We start from the raw sequence: 23,991 nt of genomic DNA on the forward strand, positions 1-23,991 counted from the left end.
TGCATTCAATATGGGTCGGCTGTGAATGGGCTGTGAGATTCTTCCCGGCTAGACTAAAAGCAGCACACACATGCCAACGTAATTGAGGGTCACTTGCCAGAATTTACCGCCCGCTTTGCCACCGCCGCCGAAATTGCACAGTGGGATTCGCTGGTCACAGCAAACCCCAACGGTGGCAATTTGCTGCAGTCTGAAGCGTTTGCCGCTGTCAAGAAGAATTATGGCTGGGATCCCCAGTTCATTGCGTTTGAGGGACCTGATTTCACCAGCTACAACCTGGTGCTGCAAAAGCAGTTTCCGGTTCTGGGCAAGCTCTGGTACCTCATCAAGGGCCCGGATGCTGCGGACGTTTCCGAGATTCCGCCCATGCTTGAGGCGTTGCGCGTTTTTGTGAAACGCGCCAAACTCAAGGTGTTTGCCGCCAAAATCGAGCCCGATGTGATTGCCTCCGACGATGCCCACGCTGTGCTCAGCGGCGCCGGCCTGGTGAAGGTCCCGGACCTGCAGCCCAATGACAGCACTGCGTTGCTGGACATCTCACCCGAGCCCAATCAGTTGCTGCGCAACTTGCACTCACGTGGCCGCAACGCCGTGCGCCGGGCTATTCGCGAAGAGGTCCAGGTGGTTCCCATGGAACCCACCGAGGAGACTATGCGCACCATGTACGACCTCATGGTGGGCACCATCACGGCCAAGTCCAACAGCCAGGCCCGCGACTTTGACTACTACAAGCAGTTTTGGAGCGAATTCGCCAAGCGCGGCCAGGGCCGTTTCTACTTTGTGTTTGAGGACGGCGTCGCCTCGGTGGGGGCGTTTGTTATCAACTACGGCTCCAAAGCCACGTACAAGGATGGCGGTTCGCTGCAAAAGCGCAACCAGTACGGAGACTCACATTTGGTCCAGTGGGTGGCCATCAATGACATGAAGGAGCTGGGCGCGCTCCAGTACGACTTCTGCGGCACGCCGCCGTCGGACAGGCTCAAGGATCCCACTCATCCGCACCACGGTTTGGGCTTGTTCAAGACCAGTTTCTCCAAGAGTGTCACCGATTTTGTGGGCTGCTACGACCTGGTACTCAGCCCGTTGCGGTATAAATTGTGGTCAGTGGCAGGCGAACGAGTGTTTAGGCAGCTCTACACCCGCCGCACAGGAAAGCAGTTCTACTAAATCGTCTTTTTGGCCTCACCGCGGGAGAAGAGCATCCCGCGGTGAGGCCCACGGCCATAGGGAGTAAGAATGACCACCAATCCCAACAGCCGGGACCAAGGCGATGCTGGCCGAGGCCAGCCTGAAAAAACCCAGCATGGGCAAGGTCCCTTGGGGAAAGCCTTCGCCAAGGGCGCCAAGAGCGTTCCTGCCGGACGGGGCAGCAGCGACCCGGTGCCGGCGGCTGGCATGATTCCCGTGGTGCCACCTGCGCGCCCCAACAAGGCTGCGCGGAATGTGCTGCGCAAGCTGGTGCAGGGTGAAGCGCCGCCCACGGCGCCCATGAACATTGTTGACAGGCTCGCAGGCAGCCCCTACGCCAATTTCACCATCCAGGTGGGCAAGGCTGAGGAATCAGCCCGCAAAACCATTGACTTTGCGCTGCGCCTGGCCGAGACCATGTTCAGATACGGCGCAGGCGCCCTCGAAGTGGAAACCAGCATCATCGCCGTCACGGCCGCCATGGGGCTGCGCAACATCGAGGTCGACATCACCAACCAGTCGGTCATCATCAACTACGCCCCGCGGGACGCCGTGCCCATCACGCTGCTGCGGGTGGTGCGGTCCTGGACCAACAACTACGCGGGCCTGGTGGAGATTCACGAGTTGGTGACCGACGTTGCCAGTGGGGGAGTCAGCCGCGACGAGGCGCACAGGCGCCTGGACGTCATCATCAAAAAGCCCAAGCCCTTCCCGCGCTGGATGGTGTCCATGGCTGAAGCAGTGTTTGCTGCGGCAGTGGTAGGCGTCATTGGTGGCACAGTCGTTGGCATGATCGTGGCGTTCATGACCATCCTGTTGGCAGGGCAGGTGGCCCGTGTCCTGGGCAAATGGCGGGTGCCGGACTTCTTTGTCACCGCCATCAGCTCCTTCATTGTCACCATGGTGGCCGTGCTGTGCTTCATGATGGAGGTGCCGTTGAGTCCTTCCATTGTGGTTGCGGGCGGGATCTTGTTGATGCTGCCCTCGGGCCGGCTGGTCTCAGCGGTGCAGGATGCTATCAACGGATTCCCCGTGACAGCCGCCGGGCGGTTCCTCTCAGCATTTTTGACGTTTGGTGCCATTGTTGCGGGCATCGCCGTGGGGCTGGTGTCCAGCGCTGTGTTTGGGGCGGACAGGCTCAACGTGGCCGAGACCATCAGCGGGACGCTGCCCCTGTTTTGGGTGCTTGCGCTGGTGGGGTTGGCCACGGTGGCCATCTGCATTGCCGAGCAAACATCCGTCAAGTTAGTGCTGCCCACCACGGCCGTTGCCGTGATCGGTTACGTCGTTTACTACTACGGCATGGAGTTCGGCCTGGGCGGGCGCTTTGCCCCGGCCGTGGCAGCAGTGGTCATCGGCATGCTGGCCCGGGTCATTGCCCTGCGGCTGGGTGCGCCGCAGCTAGTGGTCGCCGTCCCGTCCATCATTTTCCTGCTGGTGGGGCTCTCCATCTTCCGGGCCATGTTCGTCATGACACTGACCCCCGAGGACTCCGTGACAGGCGCCGTGGGAATCTTCAATGCCCTGGTGGTCATCCTCGCGGTGGCTGCCGGCGTAGTGCTGGGCGATAACGCCGCCCGCCCGTTCACCCGCAGCAGCGGCCAAAAGGACCGGCGAAGAAACCGCCGCCGGTAGCCGTCCAGGGTGGTCGCGGACCGCCGTTGGGTCGGGGGATCCCTCGCGAGCAGTAAGATTTTCCGCCCGTTCCCAGCTGCTCCAGCTGCTCGCAAGCTCGCAGCGGGGCCCTCGCAGCTGTGCCCGTGCGGGGAAAATCCATCCTCGCTCCGGGACCCCCGACTCAACGGCTTACTTACCTGTCCAGCCTGCGGCGAACTTGCACTCATGCGATGTGCTGGGCTGTTCCACTGTGCATATGCGCATGGCTGTGTTTCGGCGGTGCGCAGCTGCCAGAGTGGCGCCACGTTGGCCATGATGGCGGCGCATAAACAAAGTCGCCTGGGTTTATGCGCCAGCGCAGGTATTTGTACGGCGCATAAGCTAATTAGCGGTGGCTGGGCCGCGGCGAGTTACAGGATTTTGCCGATGGGCTGCTTCTTTTCGGCCTGAAAGTAGTCCTCGGTGCGGCCGTAAGCCCAGTAGCCCGAGAGGGATACCTGCGAGCGGTCCAGGCCGCGCTGCTTGAACAGCAGATCGCGCAGAGCCTTCATATATTCGCGTTCACCGTGAACAAAGGCGTCGACAGTTCCAGCTGGCCACGGCCCGTTGGCAACTGCGTCCAACAGGGCCGTGCACTGATCGGGGGTGGCGCCTTCGCGGAACACCCAGGTGAGTTCAACGCCGCTGGGCTTTGCCACGGGCTGGATGTCGGCAGCCGTGTCCACTTCAATGTAGGCGTGTCCGTTGGCGTCCTCCGGCAGGGATGCCAGAGATGAGGCAATGGCCGGCAAAGCTGACTCGTCGCCGGCAAAAAGGTACCAGTCGGCGTCGGCGTTGGGCTTGTAGGCGCCACCGGGTCCGGAGAAAATGATCCTGTCTCCGGGAGCCGCAGCGTTGGCCCACGGCCCGGCCAGGCCGGAATCGCCGTGAATGACAAAGTCGATCGCCACTTCCTGGGCAGCCAAATCCACCCAACGAAGCGTGTAGGTGCGTGTCATGGGCCAGTGCTCCCGCGGCATGGACTCGCGCAGCGCAAAGACGTCCACGGGTTCTGCGTATTCCACCCCGGGCACCAGGAAATGAATCTTCACATACATGTCTGTGGCGTCTTTGGCCGTGAATTCGGCCAGTGCCGGGCCGCCGGCAACGATGCGCACCATGTGCGGGCTGAGTTGTTCACGCCGGCGAACAGTCAGGCTGTACTGGGTGCGTGGTTTGACGGCGGGGGCCACGACGGTGGCAGTTGGGGTGTCTGCTGTTGTCACAATTATCTCCTCGATGCGGGCACAAGCCAGCAGGGGCAGGGGCGAAACCGCCCCGAGTTAGGTACTCCTAACTAGTCTAGTTCACTGGGAGGGCCCAGTCGATCGGGGCCGCGCCTTGGCCGGTCAGCAAGTCGTTGACCCGGCTAAAGGGCTTGGAGCCAAAGAATCCCCGGGAGGCAGACAACGGGCTGGGGTGGGCCGACTCGATCACGGCCGTCCCCTCCAACAAGGGTGCCAGGCGCTGGGCGTCGTTGCCCCACAAGACGCTGACCAGTGGCTGCTTGCGGGCCGCCAAGGCCGTGATGATGGATTCGGTTACTTCTTCCCACCCACGACGCCGGTGTGAGCCTGCCGCTCCCGGCGCCACGGTGAGCACACGGTTGAGGAGGAGGACGCCTTGGTCGGCCCAAGCGCTCAAGTCGCCGTGGGCAGCCGGGGGAATGCCCATATCAGCGCTGAGTTCCTTGTAGATGTTGTTGAGGCTGCGTGGCAGCGGCCGCGTTCTTTTGTCCACTGAGAACGCCAGCCCCACCGAGTGCCCGGGGGTGGGATAAGGGTCCTGGCCAACAATCAGGACCTTGACCTGGGCCATGGGTGTGCCCAACGCATGCAAAACCAAAGTGGGGTGGGGCAGGAAGCGGGTTCCGGCGTCGTACTCTTTGGTGAGCATGGCCCCCAACTGGCGCAGATTTGCTTCCAATGGTGCCAGCGTGGCGGCCCAATCCGGCGCCATTTGGCTCAGGGGGGCCGTCCGCAACGCCTCCAATGCCTGCAATTGCTCCTGGCTCCACGGAGGCGGTGCTGGCATGTCAAAGAGGCTCGGTGTGCTGTCCATGGTTTCCATTGTGGTCCATGGAGGGCGATCACATGATTGATCCACAGCGGCAGCCGGTTGAGTTGTTGTCCACAGTTTTCCAAATGACATGGCTGTCATTCGCACCTATTATGGACAGAGCAGTGCATGGATCATGCGTTGAGAGCGCGTCGAAAAGAATGGAGGGCTGTTGTGGTCGAAGCAGACCAGCATGGGCAGCCCCCTGCGGACGACGCCGGCTTGCCTGACTCCGCGGAAGGCGCCAATGAGCGCGTGCTGAGTGACCGTGAAGAGCAAATGTTGGGTCTGGAACGGCAGTGGTGGAAGTACGCCGGTGCCAAGGAGCAGGCTATCCGGGACCTGTTTGACCTCTCAGCAACCCACTACTATCAGGTGCTCAACGCGTTGATCGACACGGAAGCTGCATTGGCGCATGACCCGATGCTGGTCAAACGGTTGCGTAGACTACGGTTGTCACGCCAACAGGCCCGTTCCGCACGCCGGCTCGGTAATTGACGCGCCCTTCACCACGATGACCCACAAGGACACCACTGCACTATGAGTAATTACCCGCGGGATGAATTCGACGCCATCGAGGAGAACTCGGCGCGCCACGGCGTCCACCGCGCTTCCATGGAGATCCGGGGGCGTTCGCTGGTGCCCTTGATGATTGTTGGGGTGGTGGCGCTGTGCATTGGCGTGCTGGCATTTTTCATCATGCCCAAGATGCTCAACAACTCAACGCCGGACCAGCCTGCCGTGGTCAACAGCAGCACCGCACCGGCAACCACGGCTGCCGCTACGGTTGCCCCCACTCAGGCGCCCACCGAGGCTGCTGAAGTGACGCCGTCGCCCACTCCCACGCCGAGCCCCACCCCTGCCTCAGTGGTGGACAAGAGCGTTCCGGTGGCGATTTTCAATGCAACAGGAGTGTCCGGCCTGGCTAGCAGGTATTCTTCGCTGGTGATGGCTCAGGGCTGGAGCGTCTCGCAGTCGGCCAACTGGGCAGGGCAGCCCCAGCCAGCGTCTGTCATTTTCTACAACGGCATTGCGCAAAAAGCCAACGCCGAGTCCTTGTCGACAACACTGAACATTCCCACGCTGGTGGACACTGCCGAACTGGGCATCCCGCTGGCAGTGGTGCTGGGGCCTGGCGCCTAGGCAGCCGCCAGTCGGCTCCTTCGCTCGGCGAGGGCACTGACGGCAGGAACAGAAAGTTATGGCGGGCAAACCTTGTGGTTTGCCCGCCATAACTTTCTGTTCAACAAGGAACTTCGGATCCTGGAAAGACTAGTCCTTCAGCGGAATGCCCTTGGCATCGGTGCGGTAGTTTTCACTGCCCATCAAGATCAATATGCCTTCCACCAAGCCCCAAATTGCCATGAAGACGTAAAGAACTCCGAAGCTCAACACGGATACGAGGAGCTGGATCAACGCAATATTGGTCTTGCCGAGGTAGAAGTTGTGAATTCCAAGGCCACCTAGCAGGATGCCCAAAATACCGGCGACTACTTTGGACTTCTGCTCAGTGCCGTACGGCATGTTGTAGGCAGGCTGCTGGCCGTAGCCCGGCTGGCCGTAACCCTGCTGAACGTTCTGCTGATCGTAACCCTGCTGCATGCCCGGCTGAGGGTAGCCAGCCTGAACGTTCTGCTGATCGTAACCCTGCTGAGCACCAGGCTGCGGGTAGGAAGGGGTCTGGGGTGCCTGGGGGTAAGTCGGCGCCTGCGGGTAGGCCGGGGCCTGGGGGTTTTCCGCAGAAGCTGCGGGTGCCTGGTAGGCGGGTGCCGGGTAAGCCTGTGCCTGGTAATCAGGGGTCTGGGGGGTTGCGGGCTTGTCATAGCCTGCGGGAACGTCGGCCGGGTTTGCCGGCTGTTCGGGCTGTGAATTCTCACTCATGATGTCTCCTGGTGCTAGTGCTGCGGCGCAAGGCCCTACCGGGAGGCAGGGTGTGACCCATGCAGATGCGCGAATCGGAATACTTACATGCCCCACGCTAGTCTGTTGCCGCCCCAGCTGAAAGAGCCACCCGCCTGTGGTGGCGAATGTTTCCTTCGTTGCAAGGCGGTACGCTCCAAGGGTCTGCCCCTTTTCCCGTTCGCCCGGAGCACAGAGCGCCCGCTCCGCTTGCACTCTGGGGTGTCGAGTGCTAATTATTGAGTTAGCACTCTGAGGTGGCGACTGCTAATTATTAGCCAGTCAACCGCCGTCGGAGTATTGAACTTTCCTCATTGGGTGAGGGTTCGCGGTCGCTGTAAATAGATCAACGGCTGCGCATCCGTCCGTCGCGGGCACCGTGATGAGGATCTTTGTATCCGAAATGACTGTCCCGAAAGGACTGAAGCCTCCATGGCCAAGCTCATTGCATTTGATGAAGAGGCACGCCGCGGTCTTGAGCGTGGGTTGAACATCCTCGCCGACGCCGTCAAGGTAACCTTGGGCCCGCGCGGTCGCAACGTGGTTCTCGAGAAGAAGTGGGGCGCACCCACAATCACCAACGATGGTGTCTCCATCGCTAAGGAAATCGAACTTGACGATCCTTACGAGAAGATCGGCGCCGAGCTCGTCAAGGAAGTCGCCAAGAAGACTGACGACGTCGCAGGCGACGGCACCACCACTGCAACCGTTTTGGCACAGGCACTGGTCAAGGAAGGCCTGCGCAATGTTGCGGCCGGAGCCGACCCGTTGTCCTTGAAGCGCGGCATCGAGAAGGCTGTTGCAGCCGTCATCGCGCAGTTGCTCGAAGACGCCAAGGAGATCGAAACCAAGGAAGAGATCGCCGCCACGGCTTCCATCTCTGCCGGCGATCCCGAGATCGGTGCCCTCATTGCTGAGGCACTGGACAAGGTTGGCAAGGAAGGTGTTATCACCGTCGAGGAGTCCAACACCTTCGGCCTGGAACTTGAACTCACCGAAGGCATGCGCTTCGACAAGGGTTACATCTCCGCTTACTTTGTGACCGACACCGAGCGTCAGGAAACGGTTCTTGAAGACCCGTACATCCTGATCGTGAACTCCAAGATCTCCAGCGTCAAGGATCTTGTTGCAGTTCTGGAAAAGGTTATGGCTTCCAACAAGCCGTTGCTGATCATCGCCGAAGACATTGAAGGCGAAGCTCTTGCCACGTTGATCGTGAACAAGATCCGCGGCCTGTTCAAGTCCGTAGCCGTCAAGGCTCCGGGCTTCGGTGACCGCCGCAAGGCTCAGCTCGCTGACATCGCCATCCTCACCGGTGGCCAGGTCATCGCTGAAGAAGTTGGCTTGAAGCTGGAGAACACCACCCTTGACCTGCTGGGCAAGGCTCGCAAGGTTGTTGTCACCAAGGACGAGACCACCATTGTTGATGGTGCCGGCGACGCCGAAGCCATTGCTGGCCGTGTTGCACAGATTCGTGCCGAGATCGAAAACTCCGATTCCGACTACGACCGCGAGAAGCTGCAGGAACGTCTGGCCAAGCTGGCCGGCGGCGTTGCAGTCATCAAGGCCGGTGCCGCAACCGAAGTTGAGCTCAAGGAACGCAAGCACCGCATCGAGGACGCAGTGCGCAACGCCAAGGCTGCTGTTGAAGAAGGCATCGTCCCCGGCGGTGGCGTTGCCCTGATCCAGGCTGGCGTGAAGGCATTTGCCGGTTTGAACTTGACCGGCGACGAGGCCACTGGCGCCAACATCGTCAAGGTTGCCATCGATGCACCGTTGAAGCAGATTGCCTTCAATGCAGGCATGGAGCCCGGCGTCGTTGTTGACAAGGTTCGCAGCTTGCCTGTTGGCCACGGCTTGAACGCTGCAACCGGCGTTTACGAAGACCTGCTGGCTGCCGGCGTCAACGACCCGGTAAAGGTAACCCGTTCCGCACTGCAGAACGCGGCTTCCATTGCTGGCTTGTTCCTCACCACCGAAGCCGTTGTAGCCGACAAGCCCGAAAAGGCTGCACCGGCTGGCGGCGGCGGAGACGACATGGGCGGCATGGGCGGTTTCTAACCCACCCCCAGTCTTCTAGCACAAGGCGCCATTGCCCCGCGGGCAGTAGGATTTCGCGAAAAGCATGCGAAATCGATCCCCGCTACGGGCAATGGCGCCTTTTGCTTGCCCAAGTGATGGCCACAGTTGCCGCCCCTTTGGCATTTAGATGTCAGTGGAGTCTGAAAGTATGGATGCATGACTATTACTGCTGCTGCCGATGGTTCGGCTTTAGGTAATCCTGGACCTGCAGGCTGGGCTTGGTACGTGGATGACAATTGCTGGCGCGCTGGTGGCTGGCCCCACGGCACCAATAATATGGGCGAGCTCATGGCTGTCCTTGATTTGTTCGTTTCCACAGCCCACCTGCCAGAGGAGCCGTTGCATATTCTCTGCGACAGCCAGTACGTCATCAACTCGGTGACCAAGTGGATGCCGGGCTGGAAGCGCAAGGGCTGGAAGAAGTCAGACGGCAAGCCCGTCTTGAACCTTGATCTGCTCAAGGAGATTGACGCTGCCCTGGTGGGCCGCAAGTACACCTTTGAATGGGTCAAGGGCCACGCCGGCCATGATTTGAATGAGGCGGCCGATGACCGTGCTCGCGCCGCCGCCACCGCCTACCAGGCCAAGCGCGAACCGAATGCCGGCCCGGGTTTTCCCGGATCCAAGGCTTCGGCCGAGCCCAAGGAATTGAACGACGCCGGGACGTCCAGCGCCGCCGCCGAATCGCGTCCGGTGGCCCCAGCCCAGAACACGTTGTTCCTGGATGAGCTGGAGCAGCCTGACTTGTTTTCCATGCTGGAGGATGAGGCGGATCCTGCCTTCTCGGCTCACCATGCGGACGCGTTGGATGCCGTGGTGGGGCTGGAGCGCGAACTCCTGGACCCTGCCGTTCGCGCGGATCCGCTCCGGGCGGGGGAACTGCTGCACCCGGACTTCGAGGAAATCGGCGCATCCGGTCGCCGATGGAGCCGGCAGGAAATTCTGGAGATGTTCAACGATGAGGAATCGGCCACCGTTGAACTGCAGGTCCTCTCGCTTTCTCAGGTGGACACTTCCACCGCCCTGCTGAGCTACCGCAGCGTCTCCCCGGCTGGAAGCGCGCTGCGCAGTTCCTTGTGGCAGCGCGAGGACGGTCAGTGGCGCCTGCGGTTCCACCAGGGCACCCCCGAAAGCTAGAACGGGGCCTCAAGGTCACCCTGCGTCTGCAGGTTCTCAACGCTGGGTTCGCCTAACGACAAGAGAGCGCCATCTGCGCTGTAGCTGCATCTGTTGTACGGCCTCGAATGGTCCAGTTGGAGGTCGTGGGTGGGGCCACGCGTCCGAGGGTTCCCTGGCCGAGCGGAGTGGTGTTTGGAGGTCGTGGGTGGGGCCACGCGTCCGAGGGTTCCCTGGCCGAGCGGAGTGGTGTTTGGAGGTCGTGGGTGGGGCCACGCGTCCGAGGGTTCCCTGGCCGAGCGGAGTGGTGTTTGGAGGTCGTGGGTGGGGCCACGCGTCCGAGGGTTCCCTGGCCGAGCGGAGTGGTGTTTGGAGGTCGTGGGTGGGGCCACGCGTCCGAGGGTTCCCTGGCCGAGCGGAGTGGTGTTTGGAGGTCGTGGGTGGGGCCACGCGTCCGAGGGTTCCCTGGCCGAGCGGAGTGAGGCTAGGGAGGACGTGGGGACTACCGCGCCGTGAACATCCGGGTGTTCGCGTCCTCGGCCTGAGCGTATTGCGTTGCAGCCATCGAGAGGGCGGCGTTGATGCTTTCCAGTGATGCCTCCACCCGCAACTCAGTGGCATGCCATTCCTGCAAGAGCAGCTGGAAGTTGTTGGCTGCGGTGCCTGTCCAGGTGGCCTGCAGATCCGCGAGGTTGCGCTTCATGGCGTCAACTTCCATGCGAATCCTGTCCACTGAGCCCTTGACCGCCGTGCTTTTGACCGCGAGTTCGTCGCTATTGACGTTGAATTGTGCCATGACCATTTCCGTCCCTGCTTGGTGAATCTGTCCGAACATCTCTGACAGTTTCCAGCGTAGGAGGAGACTAATGGCGGAGCCAGCCGCACAGCGGCAGTTGTGGATAGTGAGCGCCCCGGCCCCGGCTGTGGATGAACAGGCAGCCAGGAGACAGCTGCCTGGCCCCATGCTTCGGGTTTATTGCTCCGGCGCCTGGCCGGGAGTCGAGGACGGGGCTGGCGGCATGGCGCGTTGCGGCGGTGCTGCCACGTCGGCGTCGTCGAACCTGACATCGTCCTCGATATCGGATTCAGCCTCAGCGCCGGGGTCGGGCGCGGCGAAGGGCAACTCGATCGCCAGGGTTGCGCCGCCGCCAGGGGTCGTCTCCAGCCTCACGGTGCCAGCATGGGCCGCCACCAGGGCTGACACTATTGCCAGGCCCAAACCGCTGCCGCCGGTATTCCTGTCACGGGAAGAATCTGCGCGGTAGAAACGCTCAAAGACGCGGGGGGCCTCCTCGTCGGAGATTCCGGGGCCGTGGTCGCGAATCTTGATTACCGAGAACTTTTGCTCACCCTCCAGCCGGCTGCCCACCATGATCTCTATGGGGGAACCCTCAGGGGTGTAGCGCAGCGCATTGCCCATGAGGTTGGCCACCACCTGGCGCAGTTTGGCCTCGTCCCCCATGGTGGGTGCGGCAGAGCCAGGGCCACCATCAAGTCCGACGACGGTAAACGTCCTGTCGCGCGCCGCCGCCCGCGCGTCGAGCACGGCGTCATGGCCAATGATCAGCAGGTCAACGGGCTTGCGCTGCAGGGGCCGCTGCTCATCGATCCGGGCCAGCATGAGCAAGTCCTCGACCAACTCACCCATGCGCTTGGCTTCGCTTTCAATGCGGCCCATGGCCGTGCCCACATCCTCGGGCGTTTGCAGCGCCCCGTGGCGGTACAGCTCGGAGAAACCTCGGATGGTGACCAGAGGGGTGCGCAGTTCGTGGGAGGCGTCAGCCACAAAGCGGCGCATCTTTTTTTCGGAAGCGGTCTGGGCAGCAAAAGCATGCTCAATATGGGCCAACATGGCGTTCAAGGAACCGGACAGCCTGCCCACCTCTGTGGCCGGATTTTCAATGTCTACGCGGCGGGACAGATCGCCTGCCGCGATGGCCGCAGCAGTTTTCTCCACCCTGCCCAGAGGCCTGAAGGATCTGGTGACAGTCCAGTAGGCAATCATGGTGCCCAGGGTGATGGTCAGTATTGCGACGCCGGCAATCACCACCGCCAGCCGCTCCATGGTGATGTTTAGGTTCTCATACGGGAGGCCCACCACCACATAGCCCAAATACTCGGGCCTGTTGTTGGTGGTGTCGGCCGGGCCAAAGCTGAACATCTGCGGGGCAATGACCTTGATGCGCCACGGTGCGCCGCCATCGCTGCTGGGCACCGTGAACGTTTGGCCGTTCAAGGCTGCTGCCTCGGCCGCGGAGTAATTGGGATAAACGGGCTTGTCTTTGCCGGAGCGGTTTTGGTCAGCCAGAGTTCCGTCCTGGTAGTGGAAGCCCACAAAGTAGTCAAAACTAAACGGCGTTTGTCCCGCGTTTTGTGAATCGACAGTGCCGTAAACAACGATGGATTTTTGTGAGGTTGTCAGCTGCGTGTCCATCTGGTCTTCCAGAAAAGAGTGCAGCAAAAGGAACGTTGTGACCCCCAGCGCCAACAGGGACAAACTCAACAGGGTACTGATGATGGCCACCAGCTGTGAGCGCAGGGAGGCGTTCTTCCACAACGAAACCAAGGCGATTAGCGCTTATCGGCCGTTCGCAGCACGTAGCCCACGCCGCGCTTGGTCTGGATCAGGGCAGGCAGCGAGGCGTCAGTGTCCACCTTGCGGCGCAGGTAGGAGATGTAGGACTCCACAATGGAGGCATCGCCGTTAAAGTCGTATTCCCAAACGTGGTCAAGGATTTGGGCCTTGGACAGCACCCGGTTGGGGTTCAACATCAGGTAGCGCAACAGCTTGAACTCGGTGGGGGAGAGTTCCACGGTTTTGCCGGCGCGGCGCACCTCGTGGGCGTCGTCGTCGAGCTCCAGGTCGGCAACGCGCAGCACGGCGTCGTCGTCCTCCATGGGCTGGGTGCGGCGCAGTACGGCCCGAATGCGGGCCACCACCTCATCCAGGCTGAACGGCTTGGTGACGTAGTCATCCCCGCCAACCGTCAGGCCGGTGACCTTGTCCTCGGTGTCATCCCGGGCCGTGAGAAACAGGACAGGGAAATGGCGTCCGGCGGCCCGCAAGCGGCGGGTCACCGTGAAGCCGTCCATGTCAGGAAGCATCACGTCCAGAACGGCAAGATCTGGGTTGTGCTCCTCAGCAGCTGCGAGGGCTTCACGGCCATTTGCAGCCGCAATCACCTCAAACCCGGCGAAACGCAGGGAGGTGGAGAGGAGTTCACGAATATTGGGCTCGTCGTCAACAACGAGCAACTTAGCTTCTGGTCCGGTCTTCTTCACCATTACAGTCTCCGACTATTGGCTGGGAATACTCTGGATATTCCTTGGGTAAGTACTGTCAGCTTACGCCCAGTCAGCTCCCAGCTCTAGTCTCGATTCTTCACGTTGCATGGTTTCTGCCGGGTTCGACGCCGGTGCGGTGAAAGTCAGGTGCGGGGTCACCAACTGGTGGTACTTTGACATGAGTCTACAAATCTATGAATATAGATTCATAGGATATTGCCGGGCGGACGTGCCGCGGCCGATGAATGCGAAAGGGATCTGCCATGGAGCCGGAACTGGTCTACAAGACGCTGGCGAATGCGACGAGGCGGCAGATTCTCCGGTGGCTCAAGAGTCCCGGCGAGCACTTCGACGAGCGCGAGTATCAGCGAAGGGGCCTTGAGTTCTCCTCCGGCGTGTGTGTCAGTGACATTGGCGCCAAGACTGGCCTGGCGCAGTCTGTCGTTTCCAGTTACCTGCAGGGCATGCAGAGGGCCGGGCTCCTAGAATCTGAGCGGATTGGCAAGTGGACGTACTACCGTCGCAACGAAAAGGCCATCCGTGAGTTTGTCGACTTTATGAGCGAAGAGCTCTAAGCGCCTGTGGCAACGATCAGTGTGGCAATTTAGCCAAACGCATCTACATTATTAGATTTAACGAATTGAAAACAGGCTGTTGCATTCCAGCAGCGGAGAGGCACGAATGAAGAGCAGCAGTTCGCCATTAATTGCCGTGTTGGCACTGGGCGTGTTTGGCATCATCACCACCGAAATAGGGATCGTGGGTGTTCTTCCGCTGGTGGGTGAACGGTTTGGCGTTTCGACGGCGGACGCGGGGTGGTTGGTCAGCATTTTCGCCCTGGTGGTGGCCGTTTGTGGCCCGTTCACCATTTTGTTGACCTCCGGCATGAACCGCAAGTGGGTGCTGCTGGGGTCCATTGGCGTCTTCGCCGTGGCCAACCTTGTGTACGCGTTCGCCACTGATTTCGGCTGGATGCTGGCCTTCCGCGTCATCCCTGCCATTGTCCATCCGGTGTTCTTCGCCGTAGCCCTCACAACCGCCGCACGAATGGTTCCAGCTCACGAGGCTGGCAAGGCTGCGACGAGGATCTTTGCCGGTGTCACGGTGGGATTCGCTCTGGGTGTTCCCTTGACGGCGTACCTGGGCTCGCAGTTTTCCTTAGAAGCCGCGTTTCTCTTCGGCAGCCTGGTGAATCTTGGGGCCTTTGTGGGGATATGGAAATGGCTACCGTCAATGCCCGCCGAGCGGCGCATCTCTTATAGCGGCCAACTGGGCATTCTGCGGAAGCCCCTGCTCTGGCTGAATCTGGGTTCCATTGTCCTCATCTTTGCGGCCATGTTCTCCACCTACAGCTACTTTGCCGACTATCTGGGCCAAGTGGCGAAGATGGACGGGACGTGGGTGAGCGCACTGCTTGTGGCCTTTGGCGTTGTCATGATCTTTGGCAACTCAATCTTTGGTTTCTTACTCCAGCGCAATGTGGTCCGCACGGTGGTGGCATTCCCGCTGGTCTATGTTGGCGCCTATGCCCTGGTTTTCGCTGCAGGCCCGTACCAGATACCAATGGTTGCGGCGGTCCTGGTGTGGGGCTTGGTCCACTCGGGCGGGTTGATTGTGAGCCAGCGGTGGGTTGGTCTCGATACTGCTGACGCCCCTGACTTTGGCAACAGCCTCTTCATCTCCTTTTCCAATCTTGGCATCACAGTGGGTGCGGCGCTGGGTGGCTGGTCCATCTCGACGGCGGGCATCCGCCAGCTGCCGTGGACGGGCGCCATTTTGGCGGGGTTGGCCCTGGCCGCTATCGCTGTGCGCGTGTTCCTGCTGCGCCGTGCGGAACTCAAGGTCCTGGTGGCATGAGGTGATGATAGGTATCGAGAAGATGGCCAACAATCCCCTCCGACACCCTTCAGTGTTCCGCCATAACCGCCGACAGTGAATATCCGCCGACTGCCGAAGCGGCAGCTTTCGGGACAGTTTCACCGTTTCCTGGTCGGGTCAGGCACATTCGGGGGCAGTCCAGCCGTTCTTGGGCGCAGCGGGCACTGCCGTTGCTTCTCTTTCCGAGCGACGCAGGAGGGCTTCGACATCTAGACCGGAGCCGGGTCGCTTCTGCTACATTAAGCATGTTCTGACGGAATGTGCGAGGCCGCACGAGTCTAAATCCGTCACCGATGACTTATGGGGATCACATTGAGAAAATACCTGCCCGCCGTTGGAGTTGCCGCTATGGTGGCTGTCCTGGCCTTCGGAGGTACAACTGCCTCGCAAGCAGATATGGTCGACGGCGGTGGCGGCGGCTACGGTGCCTGGCAGCTTGCGGGTCAGGCCCCTGCCTACACGGGCTCCGTGCAACTGGGTGGCGGATTCCCGCAAACCACCTTCGCCGCATCGTCTCGGCTGGTCACCACCCAAACAGGTGCATCAACATACCTGCCGGCCGGCAGCGCCCCTGGCCTCGTGTTTGGATCAAGCCAGGATCAGGGCTACATCAACCAGCGTCCGCTTCAGGACACTCCCACAGGACCTGGCACCACCACATATGCCTTTGATGCGCCGACACCGGCCAGCGCATGGGGTTTTGTGCTGGGTGATATCGATGCCGACAAGGCCGTAGTCTCGGCCCTAGACGCCGCCGGCCAGCCAGTCCCCGTCGCTGACCTTGGCTTCCAGGGCGTTTTCAACTACTGCGATGCCCCTACCCCGCGGTCTTGTACCGGAGACCTTGTCGACGGCGTGCGTCAATTTGATCTGCCGACCTGGGATGCTGCCACTGGCACGTTGCTGGGCAGCGGTTTCGGAGTCAACCAAGACACCTCAGGTGCCTCCGGTTGGTTCATGCCACGAGTACCACTCACCAGCCTGACCGTGACCTATACGAGAACCACCGGCTTGCCGACCTACCAAACCTGGTTTGCAACAGTGGCTCATGACATTTCCGGATCAGTGTCCGGTTGCACCTTGCCGGGGGTTGCTGTGGACCTCAAGGATGCCGCCAACACAGTTGTCGCTTCCACCATCACCGACTCGCTCGGGACCTATTCGTTCACCAACTTCCTGGCCATCGATTCCTATACAGTTTCGGCAACAGCCGCCGAAGGCTGTGAACTGGTGGGCGATGCGAACCAAACCGTTGATCTCAGCCAAGGCGACGTCACCGGCGTGGACTTTGACCAAGCAACAATCCCCACCCCGACGGTTGACCCCACCATTGATCCGACAGTTGATCCGACCGTGGACCCCACGGTTGATCCCACAGTGGATCCGACAGTGGACCCCATAGTTAGCCCGACGGTAGCGCCAGCAGTCACCCCAACGCAGCAAGCGACGAATTCTGCCAAGGCCCTGGCTTCAACCGGATTTACCGGAGCAAATTCGCCTCTGGTGGTGGGTGGCGCGCTGCTGCTCGGCTGTGGGTTTGCCGTAATGGCTACAACTCGGCGCCGGCACAAGCACTAGCCTCGATAGTTCTTCCGGGCGGGCGAACCAACGGTCAGAAACGCCGTGAGGCACACGAAGATGGGTCCACGGCACCCCTGTCAGTGGGCGCCAGGCCTGCCCACAACCCTGAGGGATACCTTCGAGGCTATGGGGGGCACAGCTCGCCCGCCGCCAGGGCCGCCAACGCCGGGGCGCCGGTCCATGACTGGCCCGCCGCGGCCAACGCGTCGGTCAGCGCGGCGGCGTGCCCCCTGACAAGTGCCGGCTCGGTGATGGTGCGGAGCTCGTATGGATCGGCCACCAAGTCATAAAGCGCCGTGGACAGGCCGGATGCCGGATGAAAAGTGGCAATGAACTTCGCCGTGGCCGTTCGCAGGCCCCGCACATCTACGTCGTGCCGGTCGCGGGGGTAGTAAAAGTACAGGGCCGACGGCGTACCCAGCTCGGGTGAGCCGTCCGCCGTCGCGCCGGGGTGGTTGCCGGCCGCGTCGGCGAGGAGCGCCGCGGAGACATCCCGGCCCTGCATGGGTGCGGGAACGTCAAAGCCCAGGAGCCCCAACAGTGTGGGTGCGATGTCCACGCTGGAAAGCCCCGCAGCCGTGGCAGGGTTGAGCCGCCCGGGCCAGCGCAGCACAAACGGGATCCGCATGGACTCCTCAAAGGGCACGTTCTTGTACAGCAGTCCGTGGCTACCCATTTGCTGGCCGTGGTCGGAGGTGAAAATGACCAGCGTATTGTCGGCAAGGCCCAGGGAGTCCAGGGCTTCCAGCAACCGCCCCACTTGGGCATCAATGGCGCCGACAGCGGCATAGTACAAGGGAGCGATGGCCGCCGCCTCGCGCCCCGCATCGGATTTCAGCACAACATTGGGTCGGGTGAGCAGTTCCGCGGCAGCAAGCTTGCCGTAGCTGCGCTCAAAGTCCGGGGGCAGCTGGTCAAAGGGCTGGTGCGGTGGGTTCCACGAGAGAGCCAGGGCGAAGGGCGTGCCGGCGCGGGCGGCACCGGCGGCCCGTTCCAGAAATTCCACCGCAACGTCCGTCTCATGGGCGGCCGACCATCCGGCGACGTTGACGCGTTGGTGCCGTCCGGCGTCGCCCGTCCAATAGTGCGGGCTCAGATGGGCATCATTGCAGCCGTACGAGTACCAAAAGTCAAAGCCATGGCGCCGGTCAAGGGGCGAGTACGCATCCCAATAGCGGCCGTCCCCGAGGACGCCGGCACCGTGGATGGCGTCCTCGGGGACGGGTGCCTCCAAATGCCATTTGCCGATGTATCCGGTCTTGTAGCCGGCATCCCTCAGTGCGGCAGCCCAGGACGGCGCATCGGGACGCAATCCCACACCCCACCCGGCGGTTTCGGAGTTCACATTGTGGGTGACCCCGTTGGCGTCCGGGTACTGCCCGCTCATCATCATGGCCCGGTGCGGGCTGCACACGGGGTAGTTGCTGACGGCGTTCGCCAAAGAGACTCCGCTGGCCGCCAAGGAATCCAAAAACGGGGTGGAAACAGGGTCGCCGCCCGGCTCCAGGCACATGGCCCGGAACTGGTCGGCGACAATGAACAGCAGGTTCGGAGCTGGCATTATTTGCCCATGCCCAGGGTCAGCCCCTCGGTCAGACGGCGGCCCAGCCAGACATAAATGATGAGCATGGGCAGGACCACAATGCACAGACCCGCAAAGAGCCCGCCCCAGTCGGCGCCGGAGTAGGTCTGCTGCTGCACAAAGGAGATCAAGGCAACCGGCAGCGTGTACTTTTCGGTGGACTGGATCAAGGTCAGGGCCAGCAGTGTCTCATTCCAGTGCGCCACCACTTGCAGGACAAACGCCGTCAGGATGCCGCCCTTGGCCAGCGGGAGCGTGATCTGGACAAAGGTGCGCAAGGCGGATGCGCCGTCGAGCGCGGCAGCCTCCTCCATTTCCAGCGGAAGGCTGCGGAAGAATGCCGTCAGCAAGAACACCGTGAACGGCATGGACATGGCGATGTAGACCAGGTTCAGGCCAATCAGGCTGTCCGTCAAGTTCACCTCGTTGAGCATGATGAACAAGGGGATGAGGATGACCTGCGCCGGGATGCCCAGGCCCAGGATGAAGTACAGGCTCAAGCCACCGGTCAGGCGGCTTTCCACCCGGCTCAAGTAGTATGCGGCCGGCGCGGCGATGGCCACCGTCAAAAATGACGAGATGCCCGTGGTAACCACGCTGTTGAAGGTTGCCGTGGCGAAGTCGCTGACGGTCCAGGCCCGAACAAAGTTAGAGAAGTCGAACGTGGCCGGCATGCCCCATGGGTCGCTGAGGATGGCCCGGGTGTCACGGAAGGCCTGCAGGACCATCCACGCCAACATGGCGATGCTGATGACCACCACGGCCCACAGCACGAACACGCCAATGCTGCGGATGACGTTGTTCTCCGCGCGCAGTGCCGGGCTGACGCCGCGGTGGTTCCTGGCCCGGGGTTTGGCAGGTTTGGCCGGCTCGGGTGGTGTTTTTGTTGTGGGTGCGGTGAGGGTGCTCATGGGGATTCCTTAGAATTCAACGGCGTCACGGCGCATGGCGCGGCGCAGTAGGACGACAAGTACCGAGACCAAGGCAAGCGAGATGATCGCCGACGCCGTGGCGGCACCGTAAGCGGGCGTGGACTGGCCGGAGAACGCTGTGACGTAGGTGTACACGGCCGTGGTCCAGCTTTGCGTGGGCGGAATGCCGGCGCCGCTGCTGCCACCAAAGACCCAAATGATTTCAAAGATCTTGATGGAGGAGATGGTCCAGAGCACGGCGCAGGTGCCGAAAACATCCCAAGTCAGGGGCAGGATCACATAGCGCAGGCGTTGGAAGGCCGTTGCCCCGGCCAGGGCACAGTCCTCGTAGAAGTACGGCGGAATCCTGTCCACCCCGGCCATCAAGATGGTGGTGAAATAACCGGTGGTGGTGGCCACCAGGGTCGCCATGATGAGCGGGAAAATGTTCTCCTGCGCCAGCCACGCCGGTGGCTCCGTGATGCCCAAGGGCTTGAGTAGGGTGTTGACCATGCCGCCGGGGTTGAAGATGAAGCCGGCCAATACGCCAAAGACCAGGGCGTTGATCAGGTGCGGGAAGAAGATGACATTGCGGACCATCTTTTTCCCAGCCATGTCCCGCAGCACCAGGGTCATGGCAAACGCCAGGATGAAGATCGCGGCGCCCACCACAAACAGCAGCAACAAGGTGTTGCCAAAGGACTTCAGGAAAAGGTCGTCCTTGAATACCCGCGCGTAGTTTTGCAGGCCCACAAACTTCATGGGACCGGATCCGGCCCACACATGCAGGCTGATCCAGGCGGCACCAATGGCCGGAACAATGAACAGGACTGTGTAAAAGATGAAGGCGGGGCCCACAAAGGGCATTAGAAGCTTGCGGCGTTGCCGGTCTATGCTGCCGCCCTGGCCCTGCTTCTGCTTTTTTGCAGGAGCAGGGGAGTCGGTAGCTGCGCGGCGTCCAATGGTGGTGGACATCTAGCTGTTGTCCTTCCAGTACCCGATCTGGGCGGCCTTCATCTTGGCAACAAATTCCTCAGCCTTAATCTTGCCCAGGAAGAGTTCGTCATTGATGGGCCACAGGATCTTCTCCACATAACCCGGCGCCGTGACGCCGTCGTTCTGCAGGTAAACGCCGTCCGCACTGTCCAGGGCCTTCTTGACGGAGGCGATCTCCGGGGCCGTGGCCGCGTCGGTGCGGATGGGCAGGACCTTGGCGTCGGTGCCGTAGGCGTCCTGGTACTTCTTGCCCAGCATGAAGGTCGCCAGTTTTTGCGCCAGCTTGGGGCTCTCCGCCTTCTTCGGGATGGCCCAGCCAACAAAGTCGGCGCGCACGGTCTTCGGCTGGCCTGAAACGGGTGGGAACGGGAAGGAAGAGAACTTGAAACCCTCAGCGGCGTAGGTGCTGGTTTCGGTGGGGATCCAGGAACCGTTCAGCAACAATTCAGCGCCGCCATTGGCCCACACCTGCTGCTGGGCCGGCCACTTGCTGGCGTTGTAGCCCTTGACCAGGTAGTCGCCCTGGGCGATCTGCTCAACTTTTTTCGCCGCGGCCAGGACCGAGGGCGCATCCCAGGCTGCGCCGGACTTGTCCGCGGCGACCTTGGCGAAGGCGCCCGTGCCGTCGGTGCGGACCAGGGCCGTGGTGAACCACATGGAGTTGTAGCCGGCAATGTCGCCGTCGGCCGCCAACGGCACCTTGCCCTCTGCCTTGAACGTCTCCAGGGCCTTGATGAAGTCATCCCAGGACGCAGGCGGTGCAGTTTCAAGCCCGGGGTGCTTGGCGGCGTCGTACCAGATGCCGTCGGAACTCAGGCTGTAGGGCAGCATCCAAGGCTTGCCGTCGGCATCCTTGATGTTGCTGACTTCGACGTATTTGGCCGGGATCAGCTCCGACACCTTTTTGCCGTCAACCTCGGCGGCGTAGGCATCGGTAAGCGGCAGGGCCTGCCCCGTGTCCCCAATGACCGGGGCCAGCTTGGCGTAGGGGCCATCCACAATGTCCGGGACATTGTTCGTGTTCAGCGCCGGGACAAGTTTTTGCACGTTGGAGCGGCCCTGCCACTGCACCTTGACCGTGGCCCCGGTTTCCTTCTCAAAATCGGCAATGGCACCGGCAATGACTTTTTGCTGCGGTTCGCCCTCTTTCCACATGGACCAGTACGTCAATGTACTGCCCTCCTGTGCGGCCTGGGGGTTCTCTGTTCCGCCGCCGCAAGCCGTCATGGCCAATGACGCACCGGCCAGAACAGCCAGGGTCCGCGCGATTCGGGATTTAGTACTCATGGAAGACACCTCGTGAAGTAGTTGTGCCGTGGATCACGACTCAGTGACATGACTCAAACAGCAGTGAAAGAGAGGAATCAATGAGTACTTTGAAAGTTCTTTTCAAGGAGTTTTCTCAACCGTGGGCAAATGTTGGGCGGGCTGCCGGTTGACGAAAGAACTCAAAAAGAGGATTGTGCCAATTGAGATTGAATTGCACCTTTATTCATCTCTTTTGTTTCTGGCAGGCTCATCCTGAGGTGAGCTACGAGAAAGGGCACCGTGACACGAAAATCTGTATCCGGGCACATCCGCGACACCGATTCCAGGGACCTGAAGTTCCAGGCGCTTGCCGATGAGCTGCGCCGTGGAATCCTGGCCGGCACCTGGGCCGTGGGCGCCAAGCTGCCCACCGAGGCACAGCTTGCCGCCGAGACAGGACTGTCCCTGACCACTGTGCGCAGGGCCTTTGACGAGCTGGTGCAAGCGGAAGTGGTGGTGCGGCGCCAGGGCGCGGGAAGCTTTGTGGCCGACCGCCAGCCAGTCCGGCGTCGTTCCCGGTTTACCGTGGGAGTCCTGTTGCCGGACACCCAGCTGTACTACCCGCGCGTCCTGCAGGGCATTGAGGAGACGCTGTCCGCCCAGGATGTGGGCCTGCAGCTGGCCACCTACAACTACCAGCCGGAACGGGAGGATTCCAGCATTGAGTTCCTGGTGGAATCTGGCGTGGACGGGCTGATCCTTGTCCCCACCCTGGGCGGCATTGCCGATCCCCAGCAGCGGGTCAGGGAGCTGACGTCCTTGAACGTGCCCGTGGTGCTGCTGGAGCGTAGCTTGATGGACCTGGGCTCGGGGGACAGGACCGAGCATGTGTGCTCGGATCATCAGGGTGGCGCGTACGACGCCGTCACCCACCTTGTCGGTTTGGGGCACCCTAGCGTTGCGTTGCTGACGCGGGCCCAGACACCCACGGAGCCGGCCATTGTTGCCGGCTATGAGCGTGCCGCAGCCGATGTGGGCTTCGCGCCGCTGATCCTGGCGGCCCTGAAGGAGGAATGGGAGGACGGTGCGGCCGAAGGCTTGTTGGCGCAGCTGCTGGCTGCCGGGGCCACCGCCGCGCTGGTGTTTGGTGACAGGGAGGCCACCTTATTGGAGGCTGCCGCACGTCGGGGCGGTGTCAGGGTGCCGGAGGATTTGGCGTTGGTGTCTTACGACGACGAATTGGCGGACTTGGCGGAGGTGCCCCTGACGGCTGTGGCCCCGGCAAAGCACCGCATGGGAAGGATGGCCGCGGAAATTCTATTGCGCCGCCTGGTGGAGGGCGATGATTGCCCCATCCACCAGGTGCGTTTGCGCCCGCGGCTTGTTGTGAGGGAATCTTGCGGGGCCAAAAGGCTGTCCGTGCAACACGAACAGGAATGAGTCAAGGAAATGAGACTGGGAATTATTGGGGCAGGCGCCGTTGCCGGTTTGCATGCGCACGGTGCTGACGTTCTTGACGGGATTGAATTGAGCGCAGTCTGCGACCTGCGTGAGGACGTGGCAGCAGCCGTGGCGGCACCCTGGGGCGCGGCCGTGTTCACCGATTATCAGGCAATGCTGGCTGCGGGGGTGGTGGACGCCGTGGTGATCAACACCCCGCACAGCCTGCACCGGGACATGGTGCTGGCCGCGGCCGCCCAAGGGGTGCACGTCCTGGTGGAGAAACCCATGGCCACCACCCTGGCCGACTGCCGCCTCATGGAACAGGCGTGCGCCGATGCGGGCGTGGTCATGGTGGTGGGGATGATCCAGCACTTCATGGCTGAGAAGCTGGCACTGCAGGCGGCACTGGCCACGGGCCAACTGGGCCGGGTGTTGATGATTCACGACTACCGCAGCACCGACTACCGTCCAGGCACCCGCCCCGACTGGTTCTTTGACAAGGAAATTTCCGGGGGAGGGGCGTTCATCAACATTGGTGCGCACTGCCTGGACAGGTGCCTGTGGGTGGGTGGTGCCCCGGCCGTGCAGCTCGGCGCCACCACCCTGAGGCGTTTTGGGGCGCCCGTGGAAACCGATGGTGCCATGGAGCTCACGCTTGCCAACGGTGTCCAGGTTCGCATTTCCATTGTCTCGGACACCCCCGATCACATCGATGAGATGCTGGTTGTTTGCGAGCTGGGCACCGTCACGGTTGACCCGCGCAAGGGCACCTTTCTGGAGATCGATGGAACGCGCTCGCAGCTGCACGCCACTGCTTCCCACGACATCCAGGACGCCTTCACTGCGCAGTTGGCCGATTTTTCGGCCGCCGTTGGGGGCGCTGCGCCCAGTGTTAGCGGGGACCACGCCACACATGTGGTGGAGCTGGTGTTGGCGGCGTACCGCTCGGCCGAAGACGGTACGCCCGTGCGGCTGGACGAGGTGCACGTGGCCAGCAGCCCCCTCGGCTGATTTCCCCTGAACGTATGCGCGGAACTCACGGCGGGTTCCGCGCATAAAAAATCATGC

General features: G+C 61.7%; 21 protein-coding genes. 11 read left to right on the forward strand and 10 right to left on the reverse strand.

Annotated elements, in window-relative coordinates; genetic code table 11:
- Positions 1-93 precede the first annotated feature (93 nt).
- Both CVS27_RS12410 and CVS27_RS12415 read left to right on the forward strand, forming a co-directional pair.
- On the forward strand, positions 94-1,167 hold the full coding sequence (locus tag CVS27_RS12410) for a lipid II:glycine glycyltransferase FemX (RefSeq protein WP_103466066.1): 1,074 nt from the start codon (positions 94-96) through the stop codon (positions 1,165-1,167).
- Between the two features lie 228 nt (positions 1,168-1,395).
- Entirely contained in the window at positions 1,396-2,823 is a 1,428-nt protein-coding gene (locus CVS27_RS12415; protein ID WP_103466187.1) for a threonine/serine exporter family protein, read from the forward strand.
- 392 nt (positions 2,824-3,215) lie between these two features.
- Here CVS27_RS12415 and CVS27_RS12420 read toward each other — a convergent pair whose 3' ends face one another.
- Both CVS27_RS12420 and CVS27_RS12425 read right to left on the reverse strand, forming a co-directional pair.
- The gene (locus CVS27_RS12420) at positions 3,216-4,070 is read right to left on the reverse strand and encodes a siderophore-interacting protein (RefSeq protein ID WP_243400166.1); all 855 of its coding nucleotides are present in this window, start codon (positions 4,068-4,070) and stop codon (positions 3,216-3,218) included.
- Between the two features lie 76 nt (positions 4,071-4,146).
- Positions 4,147-4,905: a uracil-DNA glycosylase gene (locus tag CVS27_RS12425; protein ID WP_103466189.1), complete on the reverse strand. Its 759-nt coding sequence runs from the start codon at positions 4,903-4,905 to the stop codon at positions 4,147-4,149.
- Positions 4,906-5,124: 219 nt separating this feature from the next.
- Here CVS27_RS12425 and CVS27_RS12430 point away from each other — a divergent pair, with 219 nt between their 5' ends.
- Both CVS27_RS12430 and CVS27_RS12435 read left to right on the forward strand, forming a co-directional pair.
- Positions 5,125-5,400, forward strand: coding sequence for a DUF3263 domain-containing protein (locus CVS27_RS12430; protein WP_243400178.1), 276 nt, complete (start codon positions 5,125-5,127; stop codon positions 5,398-5,400).
- A 42-nt stretch (positions 5,401-5,442) separates the two neighbouring features.
- Entirely contained in the window at positions 5,443-6,045 is a 603-nt protein-coding gene (locus tag CVS27_RS12435; protein ID WP_243400167.1) for a LytR C-terminal domain-containing protein, read from the forward strand.
- A gap of 129 nt (positions 6,046-6,174) precedes the next feature.
- Here the strand turns inward: CVS27_RS12435 and CVS27_RS21485 are convergent, their stop codons facing one another.
- Entirely contained in the window at positions 6,175-6,783 is a 609-nt protein-coding gene (locus tag CVS27_RS21485) for a TM2 domain-containing protein (RefSeq protein WP_103466068.1), read from the reverse strand.
- A gap of 450 nt (positions 6,784-7,233) precedes the next feature.
- Between CVS27_RS21485 and groL the strand changes: the two genes are divergently transcribed.
- Together groL and CVS27_RS12450 are read left to right on the forward strand one after the other, a co-directional pair.
- Entirely contained in the window at positions 7,234-8,862 is a 1,629-nt protein-coding gene (gene groL / locus CVS27_RS12445) for a chaperonin GroEL (RefSeq protein ID WP_103466069.1), read from the forward strand.
- Between the two features lie 177 nt (positions 8,863-9,039).
- Entirely contained in the window at positions 9,040-10,020 is a 981-nt protein-coding gene (locus CVS27_RS12450) for a ribonuclease HI family protein (protein ID WP_103466070.1), read from the forward strand.
- Between the two features lie 481 nt (positions 10,021-10,501).
- Here CVS27_RS12450 and CVS27_RS12455 read toward each other — a convergent pair whose 3' ends face one another.
- From CVS27_RS12455 to CVS27_RS12465, 3 genes are all read right to left on the reverse strand, one after another.
- Entirely contained in the window at positions 10,502-10,795 is a 294-nt protein-coding gene (locus tag CVS27_RS12455) for a WXG100 family type VII secretion target (protein WP_103466191.1), read from the reverse strand.
- Positions 10,796-10,972: 177 nt separating this feature from the next.
- Positions 10,973-12,565: a sensor histidine kinase gene (locus tag CVS27_RS12460; RefSeq protein ID WP_103466071.1), complete on the reverse strand. Its 1,593-nt coding sequence runs from the start codon at positions 12,563-12,565 to the stop codon at positions 10,973-10,975.
- Positions 12,566-12,570: 5 nt separating this feature from the next.
- On the reverse strand, positions 12,571-13,281 hold the full coding sequence (locus tag CVS27_RS12465) for a response regulator transcription factor (protein WP_103466192.1): 711 nt from the start codon (positions 13,279-13,281) through the stop codon (positions 12,571-12,573).
- Between the two features lie 266 nt (positions 13,282-13,547).
- Here CVS27_RS12465 and CVS27_RS12470 point away from each other — a divergent pair, with 266 nt between their 5' ends.
- The 3 genes from CVS27_RS12470 (at position 13,548) to CVS27_RS12480 (ending at position 16,740) form a co-directional block, all read left to right on the forward strand.
- Complete coding sequence (locus tag CVS27_RS12470; protein WP_103466072.1) at positions 13,548-13,859, forward strand: ArsR/SmtB family transcription factor; 312 nt, start codon at positions 13,548-13,550, stop codon at positions 13,857-13,859.
- A 106-nt stretch (positions 13,860-13,965) separates the two neighbouring features.
- Positions 13,966-15,141, forward strand: coding sequence for an MFS transporter (locus tag CVS27_RS12475; RefSeq protein ID WP_103466073.1), 1,176 nt, complete (start codon positions 13,966-13,968; stop codon positions 15,139-15,141).
- 321 nt (positions 15,142-15,462) lie between these two features.
- Complete coding sequence (locus tag CVS27_RS12480) at positions 15,463-16,740, forward strand: SdrD B-like domain-containing protein (RefSeq protein WP_103466074.1); 1,278 nt, start codon at positions 15,463-15,465, stop codon at positions 16,738-16,740.
- 127 nt (positions 16,741-16,867) lie between these two features.
- On the opposite strand, the gene CVS27_RS12485 is transcribed toward CVS27_RS12480, so the two are convergent.
- The 4 genes from CVS27_RS12485 to CVS27_RS12500 are packed head-to-tail and all read right to left on the reverse strand — an operon-like array spanning position 16,868 to position 21,519.
- Positions 16,868-18,304 carry a sulfatase family protein gene (locus CVS27_RS12485; RefSeq protein WP_103466075.1) on the reverse strand — a complete coding sequence of 479 codons (1,437 nt, stop codon included), beginning with the start codon at positions 18,302-18,304 and terminating at the stop codon, positions 16,868-16,870.
- Positions 18,304-19,236: a carbohydrate ABC transporter permease gene (locus CVS27_RS12490; protein WP_103466076.1), complete on the reverse strand. Its 933-nt coding sequence runs from the start codon at positions 19,234-19,236 to the stop codon at positions 18,304-18,306. Before CVS27_RS12490 ends, CVS27_RS12485 begins: the two co-directional genes overlap by 1 nt.
- Positions 19,237-19,245: 9 nt before the next feature.
- Positions 19,246-20,211 carry a carbohydrate ABC transporter permease gene (locus CVS27_RS12495; RefSeq protein ID WP_243400168.1) on the reverse strand — a complete coding sequence of 322 codons (966 nt, stop codon included), beginning with the start codon at positions 20,209-20,211 and terminating at the stop codon, positions 19,246-19,248.
- Positions 20,212-21,519, reverse strand: a complete 1,308-nt coding sequence (locus CVS27_RS12500; protein ID WP_103466077.1) for an ABC transporter substrate-binding protein — start codon at positions 21,517-21,519, stop codon at positions 20,212-20,214.
- 261 nt (positions 21,520-21,780) lie between these two features.
- On the opposite strand from CVS27_RS12500, the gene CVS27_RS12505 reads away from it, so the two are divergent.
- Positions 21,781-22,920, forward strand: a complete 1,140-nt coding sequence (locus CVS27_RS12505; RefSeq protein ID WP_103466078.1) for a LacI family DNA-binding transcriptional regulator — start codon at positions 21,781-21,783, stop codon at positions 22,918-22,920.
- A gap of 9 nt (positions 22,921-22,929) precedes the next feature.
- The gene (locus CVS27_RS12510; RefSeq protein ID WP_103466079.1) at positions 22,930-23,934 is read left to right on the forward strand and encodes a Gfo/Idh/MocA family protein; all 1,005 of its coding nucleotides are present in this window, start codon (positions 22,930-22,932) and stop codon (positions 23,932-23,934) included.
- Positions 23,935-23,991: the final 57 nt, after the last annotated feature.

This window comes from Arthrobacter glacialis, from assembly GCF_002909445.1.
GTDB classification, from domain to species: domain Bacteria; phylum Actinomycetota; class Actinomycetes; order Actinomycetales; family Micrococcaceae; genus Specibacter; species Specibacter glacialis.

Coding starts and splice junctions, on each gene's coding strand:
- CVS27_RS21485 (WP_103466068.1), bottom strand. CDS start 6,783: ATGAGTGAGAATTCACAGCCCGAACAGCCGGCAAACCCGGCCGACGTT.
- CVS27_RS12415 (WP_103466187.1), top strand. CDS start 1,396: ATGATTCCCGTGGTGCCACCTGCGCGCCCCAACAAGGCTGCGCGGAAT.
- CVS27_RS12495 (WP_243400168.1), bottom strand. CDS start 20,211: ATGTCCACCACCATTGGACGCCGCGCAGCTACCGACTCCCCTGCTCCT.
- groL (WP_103466069.1), top strand. CDS start 7,234: ATGGCCAAGCTCATTGCATTTGATGAAGAGGCACGCCGCGGTCTTGAG.
- CVS27_RS12475 (WP_103466073.1), top strand. CDS start 13,966: ATGAAGAGCAGCAGTTCGCCATTAATTGCCGTGTTGGCACTGGGCGTG.
- CVS27_RS12470 (WP_103466072.1), top strand. CDS start 13,548: ATGGAGCCGGAACTGGTCTACAAGACGCTGGCGAATGCGACGAGGCGG.
- CVS27_RS12450 (WP_103466070.1), top strand. CDS start 9,040: ATGACTATTACTGCTGCTGCCGATGGTTCGGCTTTAGGTAATCCTGGA.
- CVS27_RS12435 (WP_243400167.1), top strand. CDS start 5,443: ATGAGTAATTACCCGCGGGATGAATTCGACGCCATCGAGGAGAACTCG.
- CVS27_RS12480 (WP_103466074.1), top strand. CDS start 15,463: ATGGGGATCACATTGAGAAAATACCTGCCCGCCGTTGGAGTTGCCGCT.
- CVS27_RS12485 (WP_103466075.1), bottom strand. CDS start 18,304: ATGCCAGCTCCGAACCTGCTGTTCATTGTCGCCGACCAGTTCCGGGCC.
- CVS27_RS12455 (WP_103466191.1), bottom strand. CDS start 10,795: ATGGCACAATTCAACGTCAATAGCGACGAACTCGCGGTCAAAAGCACG.
- CVS27_RS12425 (WP_103466189.1), bottom strand. CDS start 4,905: ATGGACAGCACACCGAGCCTCTTTGACATGCCAGCACCGCCTCCGTGG.
- CVS27_RS12510 (WP_103466079.1), top strand. CDS start 22,930: ATGAGACTGGGAATTATTGGGGCAGGCGCCGTTGCCGGTTTGCATGCG.
- CVS27_RS12500 (WP_103466077.1), bottom strand. CDS start 21,519: ATGAGTACTAAATCCCGAATCGCGCGGACCCTGGCTGTTCTGGCCGGT.
- CVS27_RS12490 (WP_103466076.1), bottom strand. CDS start 19,236: ATGAGCACCCTCACCGCACCCACAACAAAAACACCACCCGAGCCGGCC.